This window comes from Modicisalibacter ilicicola DSM 19980, assembly GCF_900128925.1.
GTDB lineage: Bacteria > Pseudomonadota > Gammaproteobacteria > Pseudomonadales > Halomonadaceae > Modicisalibacter > Modicisalibacter ilicicola.
Genome location: NZ_FQUJ01000003.1, coordinates 129,898 through 147,353 on the forward strand (window position 1 = coordinate 129,898; position 17,456 = coordinate 147,353).

Annotated in this window: 19 protein-coding genes; 8 read left to right on the plus strand and 11 right to left on the minus strand. The window is 64.0% G+C overall.

All coding sequences use genetic code 11. The features are described from left to right. Nucleotides 1-166: 166 nt before the first annotated feature. Genes BUA41_RS03190 through BUA41_RS03215 form a run of 6 tightly spaced genes read left to right on the plus strand, consistent with a single transcriptional unit; the run spans nt 167 to nt 6,005 of the window. Nucleotides 167-3,001, plus strand: a complete 2,835-nt coding sequence (locus BUA41_RS03190) for a monovalent cation/H+ antiporter subunit A (RefSeq protein WP_072819698.1) — start codon at nt 167-169, stop codon at nt 2,999-3,001. Beyond that, nucleotides 3,001-3,345 (plus strand): Na+/H+ antiporter subunit C, encoded by a 345-nt coding sequence (locus BUA41_RS03195; protein WP_072819699.1) that lies wholly within the window; start codon nt 3,001-3,003, stop codon nt 3,343-3,345. Before BUA41_RS03190 ends, BUA41_RS03195 begins: the two co-directional genes overlap by 1 nt. Continuing rightward, complete coding sequence (locus BUA41_RS03200) at nt 3,342-4,847, plus strand: monovalent cation/H+ antiporter subunit D (protein ID WP_072819701.1); 1,506 nt, start codon at nt 3,342-3,344, stop codon at nt 4,845-4,847. Before BUA41_RS03195 ends, BUA41_RS03200 begins: the two co-directional genes overlap by 4 nt. Continuing rightward, a complete protein-coding gene (locus BUA41_RS03205) occupies nt 4,844-5,341 on the plus strand; it encodes a Na+/H+ antiporter subunit E (protein ID WP_072819704.1) in 498 nt (165 codons plus the stop codon). Before BUA41_RS03200 ends, BUA41_RS03205 begins: the two co-directional genes overlap by 4 nt. Beyond that, entirely contained in the window at nt 5,335-5,604 is a 270-nt protein-coding gene (locus BUA41_RS03210; protein ID WP_072819705.1) for a K+/H+ antiporter subunit F, read from the plus strand. The genes BUA41_RS03205 and BUA41_RS03210 overlap by 7 nt, the downstream gene beginning before the upstream one ends. 8 nt (nt 5,605-5,612) lie before the next feature. Beyond that, nucleotides 5,613-6,005 (plus strand): Na+/H+ antiporter subunit G, encoded by a 393-nt coding sequence (locus BUA41_RS03215; RefSeq protein ID WP_072819707.1) that lies wholly within the window; start codon nt 5,613-5,615, stop codon nt 6,003-6,005. A gap of 38 nt (nt 6,006-6,043) precedes the next feature. On the opposite strand, the gene hemH is transcribed toward BUA41_RS03215, so the two are convergent. Next, nucleotides 6,044-7,033: a ferrochelatase gene (gene hemH, locus BUA41_RS03220; RefSeq protein ID WP_072819709.1), complete on the minus strand. Its 990-nt coding sequence runs from the start codon at nt 7,031-7,033 to the stop codon at nt 6,044-6,046. A gap of 110 nt (nt 7,034-7,143) precedes the next feature. Here hemH and BUA41_RS03225 point away from each other — a divergent pair, with 110 nt between their 5' ends. After that, a complete protein-coding gene (locus BUA41_RS03225) occupies nt 7,144-8,718 on the plus strand; it encodes a cryptochrome/photolyase family protein (protein ID WP_072819711.1) in 1,575 nt (524 codons plus the stop codon). Continuing rightward, a complete protein-coding gene (locus BUA41_RS03230) occupies nt 8,715-9,116 on the plus strand; it encodes a thiol-disulfide oxidoreductase DCC family protein (protein WP_072819713.1) in 402 nt (133 codons plus the stop codon). Before BUA41_RS03225 ends, BUA41_RS03230 begins: the two co-directional genes overlap by 4 nt. Nucleotides 9,117-9,129: 13 nt before the next feature. Here the strand turns inward: BUA41_RS03230 and BUA41_RS03235 are convergent, their stop codons facing one another. The 10 genes from BUA41_RS03235 to rnr all read right to left on the minus strand — a co-directional run bounded on the left by BUA41_RS03235 (nt 9,130) and on the right by rnr (nt 17,206). After that, nucleotides 9,130-9,432 (minus strand): DUF6482 family protein, encoded by a 303-nt coding sequence (locus tag BUA41_RS03235; RefSeq protein WP_072819715.1) that lies wholly within the window; start codon nt 9,430-9,432, stop codon nt 9,130-9,132. A 117-nt stretch (nt 9,433-9,549) separates the two neighbouring features. Further along, nucleotides 9,550-9,849: a hypothetical protein gene (locus BUA41_RS03240; RefSeq protein WP_072819717.1), complete on the minus strand. Its 300-nt coding sequence runs from the start codon at nt 9,847-9,849 to the stop codon at nt 9,550-9,552. 10 nt (nt 9,850-9,859) lie between these two features. After that, complete coding sequence (dnaB, locus tag BUA41_RS03245) at nt 9,860-11,248, minus strand: replicative DNA helicase (RefSeq protein WP_072819719.1); 1,389 nt, start codon at nt 11,246-11,248, stop codon at nt 9,860-9,862. Nucleotides 11,249-11,283: 35 nt separating this feature from the next. Beyond that, entirely contained in the window at nt 11,284-11,592 is a 309-nt protein-coding gene (locus BUA41_RS19160; RefSeq protein ID WP_175546923.1) for a hypothetical protein, read from the minus strand. Nucleotides 11,593-11,775: 183 nt separating this feature from the next. Next, nucleotides 11,776-12,222 (minus strand): 50S ribosomal protein L9, encoded by a 447-nt coding sequence (gene rplI, locus BUA41_RS03250; protein ID WP_072819721.1) that lies wholly within the window; start codon nt 12,220-12,222, stop codon nt 11,776-11,778. Between the two features lie 16 nt (nt 12,223-12,238). Further along, nucleotides 12,239-13,090 (minus strand): YybS family protein, encoded by an 852-nt coding sequence (locus BUA41_RS03255; RefSeq protein ID WP_072819723.1) that lies wholly within the window; start codon nt 13,088-13,090, stop codon nt 12,239-12,241. A 14-nt stretch (nt 13,091-13,104) separates the two neighbouring features. Next, nucleotides 13,105-13,332 (minus strand): 30S ribosomal protein S18, encoded by a 228-nt coding sequence (gene rpsR / locus BUA41_RS03260; RefSeq protein WP_072819725.1) that lies wholly within the window; start codon nt 13,330-13,332, stop codon nt 13,105-13,107. Between the two features lie 24 nt (nt 13,333-13,356). After that, nucleotides 13,357-13,761 (minus strand): 30S ribosomal protein S6, encoded by a 405-nt coding sequence (gene rpsF, locus BUA41_RS03265; protein ID WP_072819727.1) that lies wholly within the window; start codon nt 13,759-13,761, stop codon nt 13,357-13,359. Between the two features lie 170 nt (nt 13,762-13,931). Continuing rightward, the gene (gene rlmB / locus BUA41_RS03270; protein ID WP_084671143.1) at nt 13,932-14,651 is read right to left on the minus strand and encodes a 23S rRNA (guanosine(2251)-2'-O)-methyltransferase RlmB; all 720 of its coding nucleotides are present in this window, start codon (nt 14,649-14,651) and stop codon (nt 13,932-13,934) included. Between the two features lie 116 nt (nt 14,652-14,767). Next, a complete protein-coding gene (gene rnr / locus BUA41_RS03275) occupies nt 14,768-17,206 on the minus strand; it encodes a ribonuclease R (protein ID WP_072819729.1) in 2,439 nt (812 codons plus the stop codon). Between the last annotated feature and the right edge of the window lie 250 nt (nt 17,207-17,456).

Genomic DNA, 17,456 nt, shown 5'->3' on the forward strand with positions numbered 1-17,456 from the left:
AAGGCAAGGGGCAGCGAGCAAGCCCGCTTTGCGTCAGAGTGGCAAGGAGCCATGCCATGAGGGATAATCTGATCCTGGAACAGGTCGCGACGGCACATCGCTTGTGTCATCCTGCTCCCGGCGTGCCACGTCCTTTGTTTCCAGACTCGCGCAGGATGATCGATCGATGACTTTGCTATGGATAGCCCTGCTGCCCCTGCTGGGGGTGTTGGTACCCGCCTTAACCGCGCATCGCAGACGACGTTTTTGCTCCCTGGCCACGGCGGCGTTGCCCGCTCTGGCCCTGGTGCTGACCCTTGCCCACTGGCCTAGCCTGGCGGCTGGCGAGGTGCTGCGTTTCGCCGTCGACTGGATGCCCGCCCTTGGCCTCGATCTGGCGTTCCGACTGGACGGCCTGGCGCTGCTGTTCAATTCGCTGATCGTGGGCATTGGCCTGCTGATTCTACTCTATGCGCACTACTACTTGTCCGCGACGGAACCTTTCGGACGCTTCTACGCCTACCTGATGCTGTTCATGGCCTCCATGGTCGGCATCGCGATGGCCGACAACCTGCTGCTGCTGTGGCTGTTCTGGGAGCTCACCGGTCTCTCCTCATTCCTGCTGATCGGCTTCTGGTCGCACCGCAGCGACGCCCGCAAGGGGGCGCGCATGGCGCTCACCGTGACCGGCGCCGGTGGTCTGGCGCTGCTCGCCGGGGTGCTGCTGCTGGGCGACATCGTCGGCAGTTTCGACATGAACGTGGTACTGGCCAGCGGCGAGACCATCCTGGCCGACCCGCGTTATTCGCTGATGCTGGGGCTGGTGCTGCTGGGCGCCTTCACCAAGTCGGCGCAGTTTCCCTTCCACTTCTGGCTGCCCCATGCCATGGCCGCCCCCACCCCGGTCTCCGCCTATCTGCACTCGGCGACCATGGTCAAGGCCGGGATCTTGCTGATGGCGCGCCTGCACCCGGCCATCGCCGGCAGCGAGCTGTGGTCGCTAATCGTCACCCTGACCGGCATGATCACATTGATCTACGGTGCCTGGTTCGCCCTGTTCAAGACCGACCTCAAGGCCATTCTGGCCTTTTCCACGGTCAGCCATCTGGGACTGATCACGGTGCTGCTGGGCATCGGCAGTCCCATGGCGCTGGTCGCGGCGCTGTTTCACATCCTCAACCACGCCACCTTCAAGGCGGCACTGTTCATGAGCGCGGGCATCATCGACCACGAAACCGGCACCCGTGAGATCGCCCGACTCGGAGGTCTGCGTCGGGCGATGCCGGTCACCGCACTTCTGTCCACCATCGCCGGGGCGGCCATGGCCGGGGTACCGCTGTTCAACGGTTTCCTGTCCAAGGAAATGCTGTTCGCCGAGACTCTCGCGGCCCCGCTACTGGGTGGGCTGGGCTGGCTGCTGCCGGTGCTCGCCACCCTGGGTGGCGTGCTCTCGGTCGCTTACTCGCTGCGCCTGATCCATGCCGTGTTCTTCAAGGAACCTCGTGAGGCTCCAGCGCAACCGCCCCATGAACCACCCTGGCTCATGCGTGCCCCGGTGGCACTGCTGGCGCTGCTGTGTCTGGTGGTGGGCGTGGCGCCGGTGCTGGTGGAAGGCTTGCTGGGTCTGGCCCTCGAGCCGGTACTGGGCAAGGCCTTCGAGTTCCATCTGTCGATCTGGCACGGCGTCAACCTGCCGCTGATGATGAGCCTGGTGGCGCTGATTGTCGGTGTGGCAGCCTACTGGCGACACGCCAACCTGCGACGCCTCATCAAGGGCTTTCGTCCGGTGGATGCGAGACTGGTGTTCGAGGCCGCCATTCAGAGCCTTGGCCGCATTGCCGAGAGAAACCTGGCCCGTCTCGACGGCGGTTCCCTGCAGCGCTACATGACGCTGCTGCTGCTGACCGCCCTGGTGATGGGGGTGCTGGGCCTGGCCCAGATGCCGGTACTCACCGGCAGCAAGGGCAACCAGCCGTTGGACGGCATTCTGCTGCTGGGTGCCGGCCTGTTGATCTTCGGCGGTATCGGCACCGCCGCCACTCACCGTTACCGCCTGATCTCGCTGCTGATGCTTTCGGTGGTGGGGCTGGTGGTCGCCCTGACCTTCGCCCGCTTCTCGGCACCGGACCTGGCGCTGACCCAGCTCTCGGTGGAGGTGGTGACCATGATCCTGCTGATGCTGGCCCTGTTCTTCCTTCCCCAGAAAACACCGAAGGAGTCCTCGAACCGCCGCAACCTGCGCGATGTCGGCCTGGCCGGCGCCCTGGGCGTCGTCGTCGCCAGTCTCAACTATGCGGTTCTGACTCGGGACAATGCCTCCATCTCCGGCTTTTTCCTGGAAAATAGCGTGCCCGGTGGCGGCGGTCACAATGTGGTCAACGTCATCCTGGTCGACTTCCGGGGCTTCGATACGCTGGGAGAGATCACCGTGCTGGCGCTGGCGGGGCTGGCGATCTTCAAGCTGCTCAACCGTCTGCGACTGTTCATGCCCCACAGTGATGGTGAGGGACGGCTCTGGTCGCCGGATCGTTATCCGGCGATCCTCACTTCCATTTCCATGGCCCTGCTACCACTGGCCCTGCTGGTGTCCGCCTTCATCTTCCTGCGCGGCCACAACCAGCCCGGGGGTGGCTTCATCGCCGGACTGGTCACTGCCGTCGCGCTGATCCTGCTGTACATGGCCCGGGGTGTGGAATGGACCCAGCAACGCCTCGATTTCCCCTACCAGCCGGTCGCGATCGTCGGGGTGGCCACCGCCACCCTGACGGGACTGGGCAGCTGGCTGTTTGGCTATCCTTTCCTGACGTCGGCCTTCGGCCATTTCAGCCTGCCATTGATCGGCGAGTTCGAACTGGCCACCGCCATGCTCTTCGATCTCGGCGTCTATCTGGCGGTGGTGGGGGCCACGCTGATGATCCTGGCCAACCTGGGCAAGGTCACCACGCCTCACCGCCCGGCCAAGGAGGCCACCGAGAGTCACGCCACCGACACCGCTTCGCGATCCGGCAAGGAGAAACACTGATGGAAAGCCTCTACGCCATCACCACCGGCGTGTTGACCGCCTGCGGTCTCTATCTGGTGCTGCGCGGGCGCACCTTTCCGGTGGTGGTCGGCCTGACCCTGCTCTCCTATGCAGTCAACCTGTTCCTGTTTTCCATGGGGGGGCTGACCACCGATGGGGCGGCCATCGTCAATGGCCCCGGGGGCTACGCCGACCCGCTGCCCCAGGCACTGGTACTCACCGCCATCGTGATTGGTTTCGCCATGACCGCCTTCGTGATGATCCTGGCCATGCGCGCCCGCAGCGAGGCAGGCAATGACCACGTCGACGGACGCTCTCGCGAGGACCGGGAGGGCCGTTCGTGATAGCGCATCTTATCGTTCTGCCCGTCTTGCTCCCGCTGGTCGCCGGGGTCGCGCTGCTGCTAAAACGCCAGGCCGGCACCCGCCTCAAGCGCCTGGTCGGCGTCGGGAGCACGCTGCTGCTGCTGCTGGTCGGCATTGCTCTGGTGGCCCGAGCCAATGGCGGCGATATCGCCTACTACGCGCTGGGTGACTGGCAGCCGCCCTTCGGTATCGTCCTGGTGCTCGACCGCCTCTCGGCGTTGATGGTGCTGCTCACCGCGATACTGGCGCTGGGCGTCGTGGTATTCGCCTGCGCCGGCGAGGACGAGCGCGGCAGCAACTTCCATGGCCTTTTTCAGTGGCAGCTGATGGGCATCAACGGCGCCTTCCTCACCGGCGACCTGTTCAACCTCTTCGTCTTCTTCGAAGTGCTGCTGCTCGCCTCCTTCGCGCTGCTGCTGCACGGTGGTGGCAAGGCGCGCATCCTCTCCGGTGTACATTATGTGGTGCTCAACATGGCCGGCTCGGCCCTGTTCCTGATCGCTGTGGGTGTGCTTTACGGCGCCACAGGCACTCTCAACATGGCCGACATGGCGGTACGACTTGGCGAACTACCCGCCGAACGCACCGGGCTGGTCACTGCCGGCGCCCTGATGCTGCTGGTGGTGTTCGGCCTCAAGGCGGCGGTCCTGCCGCTCTATTTCTGGATGCCCCGCACCTACGCCGCCGCTCCCGCACCGGTAGCGGCGCTCTTCGCCATCATGACCAAGGTCGGCATCTACGCCATTCTGCGGGTCTACTCCCTGGTGTTCGGCGATGGCGCCGGAGCGCTGTCGCGCCTGGAACAAGCCTGGGTATGGTGGTTGTCGCTGGGCACCCTGGCGGTGGCCGGGGTCGGTGTACTGGCCGCCCGGGACTTGCGCCTGCTGGTGGCCTATCTGCTGCTGGTCTCGGTGGGCACCCTGATGGCCGGCATCGGCCTGGGCTCGCCGGCTGCCGTCTCGGCTCTGCTCTACTACCTGGTGCACACGACGCTCGTCACCGGCGGCCTCTTCCTGCTGGCCGAGCTGATCGGTCAACAGCGAGGCAAGGCCGGCACGCGCCTGGTTCGCGGTCGCCCACTGCGCCAGGGCGGCTGGCTCGCCGGACTCTTCTTCGTCGGCGCTGTGGCGGTAGCCGGCGTGCCGCCGCTGTCCGGGGCCTTGGGCAAGGCGCTGCTGATGGCGTCCGCCGAGGGCAGCCAACGCGCCTGGCTGTGGCCGCTGCTGCTGGGCACCGGGCTATGCGCGCTAATCGCTCTCTCCCGAGCCGGCTCCACGTTGTTCTGGCGCAGCCAGGGAGACCCCGGCGGCCTGGCGCTCCCGCGCAGCCAGTGGTTCGGTGTCATCTGGTTGTTGAGTGCCGCACCGCTGCTGGTGGTGCTTGCAGGCCCGGTCAGTGACTACACCCGAGCCACCGCCGAGCAACTGGCTCATCCTCAGCGAATGATCGAGGCATTGCTGAACACTGGAGGCACGCCATGACCTTTCTGCGCTCCTGGCTACCGACACCGCTGCTGTCGAGCCTGCTGCTGGTGGTCTGGCTATTGCTGGTGCGCAGCGCCAGTCCCGGCCAACTGCTGCTGGGCAGCTTCTTGGCGGTGGTTATCCCGTTGGCCACTTACCGCTTCCGGGACAGCGCACCCCGGATATCCAAACCCTGGTTGCTGCTGCGCTTCGTGCTGCGCGTGCTCGTCGACATTTTGGTAGCCAACATCGAGGTGGCCTGGCTGATCGTCAATCCCTGGCGACGGCTGCGCCCTCACTTCGTGGAGTATCCGCTGATGCTGGAGAACCGCTTCACCATCACCCTGCTGGCCAACACCATCAGCCTGACCCCGGGCACGGTGTCGGCAAACCTGCGCCTGGATGGACGGACGCTGCTGATCCATGCCCTGGATGTGGACGACGAGGCAGCGCTCGTCAGGCAGATTCGCGAGCGCTACGAGCGGCCGCTGAAGGAGATCTACGAATGCTAGACTTTGCCCTATGGACCAGCATGGCACTGGTGGTAGCCGCGCTGCTGCTCAACGTCTACCGGCTTGCCGTCGGCCCGGACATGCCGGATCGGCTCCTGGCACTGGACACCATGTACGTGAACTCCATCGCGCTGATCGTGCTGATGGGGCTCTGGCTGAACACCAAGACCTACTTCGAGTCGGCGCTGCTGATCGCCATGCTGGGGTTCATCAGCACCGTGGCAGTCTGCAAGTACCTGCTGCGTGGCGACATCATCGAATAGGAGGGCTCATGACGCTATACGTGCTACTCGAGGGCCTGATCGCCTTTCTACTGGTCGCTGGTGGTGCCTTCGCTTTCATTGGCTCGCTGGGCATGGCTCACCTGCAGGACTTCTACATGCGCCTGCACGGTCCTACCAAGGCGACCACCCTGGGGATCGGCTGCATGCTGGCGGCCTCGATGCTCTATTTCTGGGTGATCGACGGTCAGCCTCATGTTCAGGAGATGCTGATCACGCTGTTCCTGTTCATCACCGCGCCGGTCAGTGCTCACCTGCTGGCCAAGACTGGCCTGCACTTGCGGTTGCGCCGCGCGGACAGGACTCGCGGTGACCCGCCCGAACTGCGCGACGAGGAAGTGGGCGAGAAGCCGGTGCCGCACCCGGACCTCGGCCACGGCTGAGCGCCGCCATCTCTTTATGATCCCGGATCGAGGCGGCCTCACCAGCCCTGGGTATGCTGCTCCACCAGGCTTGCAAACAGTGCGATATGGTCGTCACGGTCGTTGAGGGCCGGGATGTAGCGATAGGTCTTGCCGCCTGCCCCGATGAAGTTCTCCCGGTTCTCCACCTCCAGTTCCTCCAGGGTCTCCAGACAGTCGGCGGAGAAGGCGGGACTCATGATATCGACATGCTCGACGCCCTGTTTCGGCAGTTCCATGAGGGTGTGATCGGTATAGGGCTTGAGCCACTCTTCCCGACCGAAACGCGACTGATAGGTCATCTGCCATTCGCCTTCCTTCAGGCCCAGCGCCTCGGCCACCAGGCGGCTGGTGGCCTCGCACTGACGCGGATAAGGGTCGCCATTGTCGGCGTAGCGCTTGGGGATGCCGTGGTAGGACATCATCAAGTAGCCACGCTGCCCCTCGTGGTGCTGCCAATGCTCGCGCACGCTGTTGGCGAGTGCCTCGATGTAGGCGGGATGATCGTGATAATCGCGCACGAAGCGCAGCTCCGGCAGATGTGGACAGCGCTTGAGCGCCCTGGCAAGACGATCGAAGACCGCGGCAGTGGTCGAACGCGAGAACTGCGGATAGAGCGGCAATACCAGGATGCGCTCGACACCGGCATCGCGCAGCCGCAGGCCGGCCTCCTCCATGCTCGGCCGGCCGTAGGTCATGGCCAGTTCGACGGGAATCGCTTCGCCGAGACGCTCGGCCAGCAGCGCCTTCAGCGCCTGCTGCTGGCGCCGGGCGATGACCAGCAGGGGCGACCCCCCTTCCTGCCATACCGAGGCATAGCCCTTGGCCACCTTGGCCGGGCGAAAACGCAGGATCACGCCATTGAGGATCAGCCACCACAAGGGGCGTGGTGCATCGACGACCCGCTCGTCCCAGAGGAATTCCGCCAGATAGCGGCGCACCGCCTCGGGAGTGGGGGCATCCGGCGTACCCAGGTTGGCCAGCAATACGCCGAAGCGAGGGGTGGTCATGAGGTATCTCCTAGCGACATTGATACAGACGAAAGAGGGCAAACGTGCCCTGCTGGAACGGCGAATGACGTTATACTATCAGGCATAGTTGTACAACTTATGGTCAATTTATGCCCAAACCGTTGATTCTCGTGCTCGGCGACCAGCTCAGCCTCGATCTGGCAACGTTGCGCGACGCTCCCGCCGACGCCGTGATCGCGCTCTGCGAGGTGGCGGGTGAAGGACGCTATGTGCCCCATCATCCACAGAAGATCGCGCTGATCTTCGCCGCCATGCGCCACTTTGCCCGACGGCTGCGCGGCAAGGGATGGCGCGTGCACTACAGCGCCCTGGATGACGATGATAACTGTCAGGACCTGCTCGATGAAGCCGAGCGCCTCGCCGCCCTTTACGGCTGCGGCGAGATACGCGTCGTGCGTCCCGGGGAGTGGCGGCTGCTGGCGCGCCTGCGACGCCGCAAGGCGAACTGGGCGATCGTCGAGGATGATCGCTTCTTCTGCCCCCTGGAGGACTTCGCCGCCTGGGCCGAGGGTCGCGAGCAACTGCGCATGGAGAACTTCTATCGACAGATGCGCCGGCGCACCGGGTTGCTGATGGAGGACGATGCACCGGCCGGTGGTCAATGGAACTTCGATCACGACAACCGCCAGCCCATCCGCCGTGATCTCGACTTTCCTACGCCTCCCGTCCATCGCCGGGACACGCTGACCCGGCAGGTACTGGGCCTGGTCGAGACACACTTCGCCGGGCATTTCGGTGAACTCGAGGCATTCAACTGGCCGGTGACCCGGCGCCAGGCCCTGGTCGACCTGCGTCATTTCATCACGCACTGCCTCCCTGATTTCGGTCGTTACCAGGATGCCATCAGCGATACCCATCCCACCCTGTTTCATGCCCGGCTGTCGGCGGCGATGAACATCGGCCTACTGGAGCCGCGCGAGGTCTGCGAGGCGGCCGAGTCCGCCTATTACCGGGGCGATGCGCCGATCAACGCGGTGGAAGGCTTCATTCGCCAGATCCTCGGCTGGCGCGAATTCGTACGTGGCATCTACTGGTTGAAGATGCCGGCCTACAAGCGCGAGAACCGCCTGGGCGCCGAGCGCGGCCTGCCGGCGTTCTACTGGAATGCCGAGACCGACCTGCGCTGCCTCAGGCGTGCCTTGGAGATGACCCGGGACAACGCCTATGCTCATCACATACAGCGACTGATGGTCACCGGCAACTTTGCCCTGCTCTGCGGCGTCAAGCCCGAAGCACTGTGCGACTGGTACCTGGCCGTCTATGCCGATGCCTTCGAGTGGGTCGAGCTACCCAACACGCTGGGCATGGTGCTGCACGCCGACGGCGGTCTCCTGGGTTCCAAGCCCTACTGCGCCTCGGGCAAGTACATCGACCGCATGTCCGATCACTGCCGCCATTGCCGCTACGACGTCAAACAGGTCACCGGCGAGAACGCCTGCCCCTTCAACAGCCTCTACTGGGCATTCCTGGAGCGGCACGCCGAACGTCTGGAAAGCAATCCACGCATGAAACTGATCTATGGCTCCCTCAAACGCATGAAGGAAGAAAAGCGCCGGGCGATGCGCGATCAGGCCAGCCGGTTCCTGGAAAGCATCGACTGGGAGACGGCCTACGGCCAGGGCGATCATCTGCAGGGCTACCGTGACACCCGGGAGGATCCATGACCTCACCCTTCGCGGCTCGTGCGCCGATTACGCTCTTCTACGATGGCGGCTGCGCGCTGTGTCGTCGCCAGGTGGGCTGGCTCGAGCGTCATCGCCACCGTGAGCGCATTCGCTTCATCGACATTCGCGCCGACGGCTTCGACCCCGCGCCCTGGGGTCGCGACTGCGACGAGCTGATGGGAAGGCTCTACGCCCTGGATGGCGCGGGGCACTGGTTCGCGGGAATGGAGTCGAGCCGTGCGCTCTACGCCGTGCTCGGTCATCGCTGGCTGGTGAGGTTGACCTGTCTGCCGGGGCTCAGGCCATTGCTCGACGCGCTGTACATGGCGGTGGCGAGGCGGCGCAATCGACTCGCTCGCTGGCTGGAACCCGACAGCAGGGATGCCGGGAATGGCTGATCCGTCCGAGGGGTCAGAATACCAAAGGCATGCGTGAGCCGAGCGGCTCGTCGTAATGCGCCTCGCGGCCGATCATCTCGTCATGGGCCACATACTGCACCAGATAGGCCCGGTGAATGCCGGCGCGCTTGAGTTCCAGATAGACGTCATCCAGGGCGCGAAACAGCATCGGCTTGCCGCGTCGGGTCAGGAGATGACGCTCGCCTTCCACGTCCTCCAGCTCCACCTGATAGCAGCGGCTTCCTGCATGGCTGATCACGCGAATCTCGCCATTGTCGTGATGGCGTACGTAATGTTTCAGTTCTTGAAGGTCCATGTTCCCTCCGAGTCAATGAATGGATGCGCTACCCCGCACCCGCAGGCATCCAGCCTGCCTCGCGCCTATTACGATTTCATTAACCCGGGAAGGTTCAACCGCCCTTCGCGGGAGAGTTCACCCTTGCGGGTAACTCGATGGATCGATCGCCACGCCGAGGGAGTTGCGATCCACCCAGTTGCCCGCCTTGGTCTCCTTGTAGCGGAACACGACGCGATCGCCGACCGCGACCGGCAACTCCGTATCCTCGGTCTGGTAGCTGTAGGCCTGGCCATCGACGACCAGGTGATAGCGGTAGAGATCCGGCATGCCCAACCACTCCTTGAAGGGGCCCTCACGCTCCACGCTCTCGAGAATGCCGCGCGCCTCGAGCTTGGGGGCGCGCTTGCGGTTGCCGCGTCGAAAACCACTGGCCATGGAAGATCCTCTATTCGCCGAAATGCTGTCCGTAGCTGTCCGGAGCCAGATCCTCGAAGCGCGTGTACTTGCCGATGAAGGCCAGGTGCACGGTCCCGATGGGTCCGTTACGCTGCTTGCCGATGATCAGCTCGGCCAGCCCCTTGTTATCCGGATTATCCGTATTGTAGACCTCGTCACGATAGACGAAGGCGATGACATCTGCATCCTGTTCGATCGCGCCCGATTCACGAAGGTCCGACATCACCGGACGCTTGTTGGGGCGCTGCTCCAGGGAGCGGTTGAGCTGCGACAGGGCGATGACCGGGCAGCCGAACTCCTTGGCCAGTCCCTTGAGGGAGCGCGATATCTCCGAGATTTCGCCGGTGCGGTTCTCGGAAAACCCGGGGATCTGCATCAGCTGCAGATAGTCGATCATGATCAGGCCCAGGTTGCCCTGTTCGCGCACCACGCGGCGGATGCGCGAGCGCATCTCGTTGGGCGACAGCGCCGCCGTGTCGTCGATGAACAGCTGCTTGTCCTTTAGCAGGTTGACCGCCGAGGTCAGGCGCGGCCAGTCCTCGTCCTCGAGCTGCCCGGTACGCACCCGGGTCTGGTCGATGCGTCCCAGGGAGGAGAGCATGCGCAGCATCAACGACTCGGCGGGCATCTCCATGGAGAACACCATCACCGGCTTGTCGCTGGAGATGACGGCGTGCTCGACCAGGTTCATGGCAAAGGTGGTCTTGCCCATGGAGGGACGCCCGGCGATGATCACCAGGTCAGAGGGCTGCAGCCCCGAGGTCATGTCGTCGAGATCACGGAACCCCGAGGAGAGCCCCGTCATCTGCCCCTGCATGTTGAACAACTCGTCGATGCGATCCACGGCCTTGGAGAGCAGTTGACTCATGCCGATGGGACCGCCGGACTTGGGGCGCGACTCGCTGATCTGGAACACCAATCGCTCGGCCTCGTTGACCAGTTCGTCGGCGGCCCGTCCCTGGGGGCTGAACGCCCCCTCGGCGATCTGGTTGGCCGCCTGGATCAGCTTGCGCAGGGTGGCGCGCTCGCGGACGATGTCCGCGTAGGCCCGGATGTTGCCGGCCGAGGGCGTATTGCGCGCCAGCTCTGCCAGGTAGGCGAGCCCGCCCACGGTATCGAGCTGATCGCGGTTCTCCAGGGCCTCGGAGAGGGTTACCACGTCGAGGGGGTGGGCGGACTCCGCCAGCTGGATCATGGCGTTGAACACCAGCCGATGTTCGTAGCGATAGAAATCGTCCGCCACCAGCCGTTCGGAGACGGTGTCCCAGGCGTCATTGTCGAGCATCAAGCCGCCCAGCACCGACTGTTCCGCCTCCAGGGAGTGCGGAGGCACCTTGAGCGCCGCGGTTTCCTGATCGGGTTCGAGAAATTCATTCATGACGGGCGGGCCTTCGACAATCCGGATAGCGGCGCTCATTCTATCCCATCGGCTGCCACCACCCTAACCCGGTCTATCTTACTTTTCAGGGAGGGCCGCCAGCTTTTCAGGGAGGGCCGCCAGCTTTTCAGGGAGGGCCGCCAGCTTTTCAGGGAGAGGGGCGCCAGGCCACCTCCGGATCGATCTCGTAGCCCCAGGGCAGTCCCGAGTTGCGCCAGCCATTGACGGCTCGAACCCTTTGCCGCGGGCTCGGCGAAGACCTGGTCGGCCATGAAAGACACCGTGGCAATGGCGACAATCAGCGCCAGGGCAGCGTGGAAGAAGAAATAGTGCAGACTTTTCATGACCACAACCTCTAACGTGGTGATCGATCCACTATACGGCAGAAGAAAAGCACGGCAGGAGAAAAGCACGGCAGGAGAAAAGCATAGGGGAATTGCCCCCCGTGGAGGCGGGGCAAGCAACGAAAAAAAGGCGTGCAGGTAAAAACCCTGCACGCCTTTCTTTCACTATCCGGCAACGTCGGTCTATTCGGCGACCACGACCACACGAATGGTGGCATCGACTTCCGCATGCAGGTGCAGCTGGATGTCGTATTCGCCGGTGGCACGAATCGGCCCTTCCGGCATGCGCACTTCGCTCTTGGCCACTTCGATGCCGGCCTGGTAGAGCGCATCGGCCAGATCACGCGGTCCGATCGAGCCGAACAGCTTGCCTTCGTCGCCGGCCTTGGCGACCAGGGAAAGCTCGATGTCGTTGAGCTGTTCGGCGCGCTTTTCAGCCTCGTTTCTGCGCTCGGTAGCCTGGGCTTCGAGCTCGGCACGTTGCGCTTCGAACGCTTCCACGTTTTCCTTGGTTGCCGGCACGGCCAGGCCGTAGGGCACCAGGTAGTTACGACCGTAACCGGGCTTGACGGTGACCTTGTCACCCAGATCACCCAGCTTGCCGATCTTGTCGAGCAGAATGACTTCCATCTCGTTAACCTCTATGTCATTGGCTGCGGGCCAGTCGGCCGCGAAAATCCGCGAAGGTATCGATGAAACCCAGCAGCAGCACAATCAAAATCATGGGCCATGTCGTCAGCAGCAGTATGTAGAACGCCACTAGCCATAGCTTGTTCATGCCCTTGAGACCAATAAGACCGTGTATCAACGCGACGCCACATACCAGCAGCGGCACCCAGGCGAGCATGGCCAGCGAGGGTAGTGCCAGCACCATGCCCATCACGCCAAGGCCAATGAGCACCGCCAGCTCCTTCACCCCGAGTCGCAGGGCGTGGAACTCGCTGCGAAAGCCGCCAGGATTGTACAACCCTGCCTGCCAGCTGCGCGCCAGCGCAAGACACGCCACCGCAGCCAACAATACGATCAATCCCGTCACGCCACCGATCAGCAGTGCAGCCAACTGCTCGGTGGCGACGCCCTGCTCGTTGAGCTGACCCAGCATGCGCTCGATTTCCGGGGAACTCTGGCGCAACTGTTCCAGCAGCGGCCCCGCCCCGCCGGGGGGCAGGAATATCCCCAGTTGGATCATCACCGCGCCCGCCAGGGCACCGACGATCAGCGCTTCGCTCCAGCTCAACCGAGCACGCAGCACGGTGGCCATCAACGTCACCAGCAGCAGACTCGCCAGCGGAATGGTGTCGCCCTGGCTCCACCACCATCCGGCGGGAAGGGCTGCGGCGATGATCACCACCAGGGCCGCGCTCAGTCCGCGACGCAGCGTCACCAATCCGGCCACGGCGGCACTGAACCAGAACAGCCAGGGAACGATGCCGGCCAGCAAGGCGGCACCCGCCGCCTGTGGTGCGCCGCGCATCACCCAACGAGCCAGGGGTAGCATCACGCGATATCGGCTTACTGGTGACTATCGGTATAGGGCAGCAGCGACAGGTAACGAGCGCGCTTGATGGCCGTGGAGAGCTGACGCTGGTAGCGCGCCCGAGTGCCAGTGATGCGGCTCGGTACGATCTTGCCGGTCTCGGTGATATAGGCCTTGAGCGTATCGATATCCTTGTAATCGATATACTTCACGCCTTCTGCGGTGAAACGGCAGAACTTGCGGCGACGGAAAAAACGTGCCATGGATCATCCTCCTGGTAGTGCGGATCAGTTGGCTTCAGCGGTTTCTGACTGCTCGGAGCTGTCTGAACGTTCGGTGCGGGGCTTGTCGTCACGACGCGAACGCTTCTCGTCGGCCGGCTTCATCATCGGCGAGGCTTCGGTGACGGCTTCCTTGCAGCGCACGACCAGGCTACGGATGATGGCATCGTTGAAGCGGAAGATGTTCTCGATTTCCTCGAGAGTCTCGCCGCGGCACTCGATGTTCATCAGTACGTAGTGGGCCTTGTGGATCTTGTTGATCGGATAGGCCAGGTGACGGCGGCCCCAATCTTCAAGACGATGGACGGTACCGCCGTTTTCGGTGACGAGGCCGGTGTAGCGCTCGACCATCGAGGGTACCTGCTCGCTCTGGTCCGGATGGACCATGAAGACGATTTCATAATGACGCATGAACTCTCCTTACGGTTTGACAGCTTCCGCAGGCCAGGAAGAACCCGCCGAGGAAGCAAGGAGTCGTGGTTTACTGGGTGAGGGTGTTCGAAGAACCGCACAATTGTAGTGATCGCACCCCTTTCTTGCAAGAAAAGGCCTGTCGATCAGATGAAGCAAGGCTGCTGCGCTCAGTGATGCCTTTGCCGCACTGCCTCGTAGAGGCAGATGCCGGCCGCCACCGACACGTTGAGGCTGGACACGCTGCCGGCCATGGGCAGCTTGATCAGCGTGTCGCACGCCTCCCGGGTCAGGCGACGCAGCCCCTTGCCCTCGGCCCCCATGACCAGCGCGCAGGGACCGGTGAGGTCGACCTCGAACAGGCTGGCTTCGGCCTCTCCCGCGGTGCCGCTCAGCCAGACACCGGCCTCCTTGAGCCGGGCCATGGCACGGGCCAGGTTGGTGACCTGATAGACCGGCACGCTTTCCGCGGCGCCGCTGGCCACCTTGCGCACCGTGGCATTGAGGGGCGCCGTCTTGTCCTTGGGCAGGATGACGCCATGCGCCCCGGCCGCGTCGGCGCTGCGCAGGCAGGCCCCCAGATTGTGCACGTCGGTGACGCCGTCGAGAATCAGCAGCAACGGTGGCGCCTCGTGGGGCCAGCCGTTGAGCCGCAGCATGAGCGCTTCCTCGCTTTGGGCCACGAGCGGGGCACAGAAGGCGATGACGCCCTGATGGGCTCCGCTCTGAGCGATCTCGTCGAGCGCTTCACGAGGCTGACCGAGCAGGCGCGTTCCGGCACGGCGTGCCTGTTCGACCAGGGCATTCAGACGCACCTCAGCCCGGCCTTCTTGGACCCACAGCTCCCGAGGAGGGTCGCCCCGCTCGAACAGTGCCTCCACGGCATGCACGCCGAACACCGGATCCAGCCCGCCAGGCGCAGCCGCTCCGGAGGCCTGACGCCCCCGGGACGGCTTGTGACGCCTCCCCGACGATGGGGCGTGGGAACGCCGTGGCGCACCACGACTCACGACTTGCCTCCGGAGGACTTACGCCCACCGCGACGGCTGCGCGGCGGCGCACCTCCCTGGCTCTTTTCGCGCTCCTGCTTGCCGGGTCGCGCCTTGCGCTTGCGGGGTTTCTTCTGGCCCGTCTTGGCGTCCTGAGGACCCGGGCCGGTCGCATTCGCCCTGGGCTTGCGCGGCTGACGCTGCTTGCGCGGCATCTCTTCGACCAGCTCGAAATCGATCTTGCGATCGTCGAGGTCGACCCGAGCCACCTGCACGGTGACCCCGTCGCCCAGGCGATAGGCGATACCGCCCCGCTCCCCCTTGAGGCGATGCTTCTCGGGCTCGTAGTGGTAGTAGTCCGAGGGCAGCGATGTCACATGCACCAGGCCTTCGACGTAGACGTCATTGAGGCGCACGAAGATGCCGAACTGGGTGACCGAGGCGATGGTGCCATCGAAGACCTCGCCGACCTTGTCGGACATGAACTCGCACTTGAGCCAGTCGGCGACGTCCCGGGTGGCATCGTCGGCACGCCGCTCGGTCATCGAACAGTGCTCGCCCAGTTCGACCATCTGCTCGAAGGTGTAGGGGCACCACTGGCTGGGCTTCTCCACCGGCGCGCCTTCGACCCGCTCGACGGTCGCCGTCTTGCGGGGGCCACGGATCACCGAACGGATCGCACGATGCACCAGCAGGTCCGGGTAGCGACGGATCGGCGAGGTGAAGTGTGCATAGGCCTGGTAGGCCAGCCCGAAGTGGCCTTCGTTCTGGGGGGAGTAGACCGCCTGACTCATCGAGCGCAGCATCACCGTCTGGATGATGTCCGCGTCGGGGCGATCCTTGATCGCCTCGCGCAACGCCTGGAAATCCTGGGGTGTCGGCTCGTCTCCGCCGCCCAGGGACAGGCCCAGCTCGTTGAGGAACAGGCGCAACTTGTCGAGGCGTTCCGGCGACGGCGGCTGGTGGATGCGATACAGCGCCGGCAAGTCGTGCTTGTCGAGGAACCGCGCGGTGGCCACGTTGGCCGCCAGCATGCACTCCTCGATCAGCTTGTGGGCATCGTTGCGGGTGCGCGGCACGATGGCCTCGATCTTGCGCTCCGCATTGAAGAGGATCTCCGTCTCGGTGGTCTCGAAATCGATGGCACCGCGCTCGCTGCGCGATTCACGCAATATCTTGTAGAGCGCGTGCAGGTTCTTCAGGGAGGGCAGCAACGAGCGATAACGTTCGCACAGCGCCTGGCCCTCGGCGCTGTCCGGTGACTCGAGCATTTCACCCACCTGGTTGTAGGTCAGCCGGGCATGCGAGCGGATGACCGCCTCGTAGAACTTGTAGCGACTGATCGCGCCGCTCTTGGAGATGTTCATCTCGCAGACCAGGGTCAGGCGGTCGACCTCGGGATTCAGCGAGCAGAGGCCATTGGAGAGCAGCTCCGGCAGCATCGGCACCACTTGCCCCGGGAAATAAACCGAATTGCCACGGGTATGGCCCTCCTGATCGAGTGCCGAGCCGATGGGCACGTAGTGGGACACATCGGCGATGGCGACCAGCAGCTTCCAGCTCCCCGACCGGGTCTTCCAGGCGCAGACCGCATCGTCGAAGTCCTTGGCATCCTCGCCGTCGATGGTGACCAGCGGCGTGTCGCGCAGGTCGATACGGTGGTGCTTGTCCGACTCGGCCACCTCGGCGGACATGCCGGCGATCTCCTCCTCGACCTCCGGGGGGAAGTCGGCGGGAATGTCGTGGCTGCGGATGGCGATGTCGATCTCCATGCCGGGATCCATGCGCTCGCCAAGCACCTCGACGACCTCGCCGACCGGTTGCACCCGAGTATCGGGCTGCTGGGTGATCTTGACCGAGACGACCTGCCCGTCCCTGGCGCCGCCGGTGGCCTTGTTGGGAATGATCACTTCCAGCGGTATGCGTGAATTCTCGGGAATCAGCACGCTGAATTCACTGGTGCGTTCGCGATAGACCCCTACCAGGGTCTGAGTATTGCGTGCCAGTATTTCGACGATGGTCGCCTCGTCACGCCCCCGGCGGTCCCGGCCGCTGACGCGGGTCAGGACATGATCGCCGTGAAAGACACGGCGCATCTGCCGCGGGGGAATCACCAGGTCCGGCTTCTTGCCGTCGTCGCGAATCAGGAAGCCGAAGCCGTCCCGATGCCCCAGCACCTTGCCCTTGATCAGGTCGAGCTTGTCGATCAGCGCATAGGCGCCCCGACGATTGCGCAGCACCTGGCCGTCGCGCTCCATGGCCGCCAGGCGGCGGCGCACCGCCTCCTGCTGGTCCTCGTCCTCCAGACCCAGCATGCGGCTCATGTTCTCGTGGGTGATGGGCTTGCCATACTCCTCGAGTCGGGCCATCAGGTATTCGCGGCTCGGCACCGGCCGCTCGTATTTATGGGCTTCGCGTTCCGCTTGCGGGTCGTCGCTCAACGTCCAATGATTCATGAATGAGGCTTCCTTGAGAAAGAGTGGGCGTACAGCGGCAGGTGCGAGGCAATGTTGCGATAGGTTGTCATGGGCGCAGTATAGCGCCGCATGGGAAACGACCCAACCATCGCCACCCCGGCCGTATTTGTCTATTGCATTTTAAAAAAGAATCGGTAAGATGCGTGGCCACTTGCCCAGATGGCGGAATTGGTAGACGCGCTAGCTTCAGGTGCTAGTGTCCTTACGGACGTGGAGGTTCAAGTCCTCT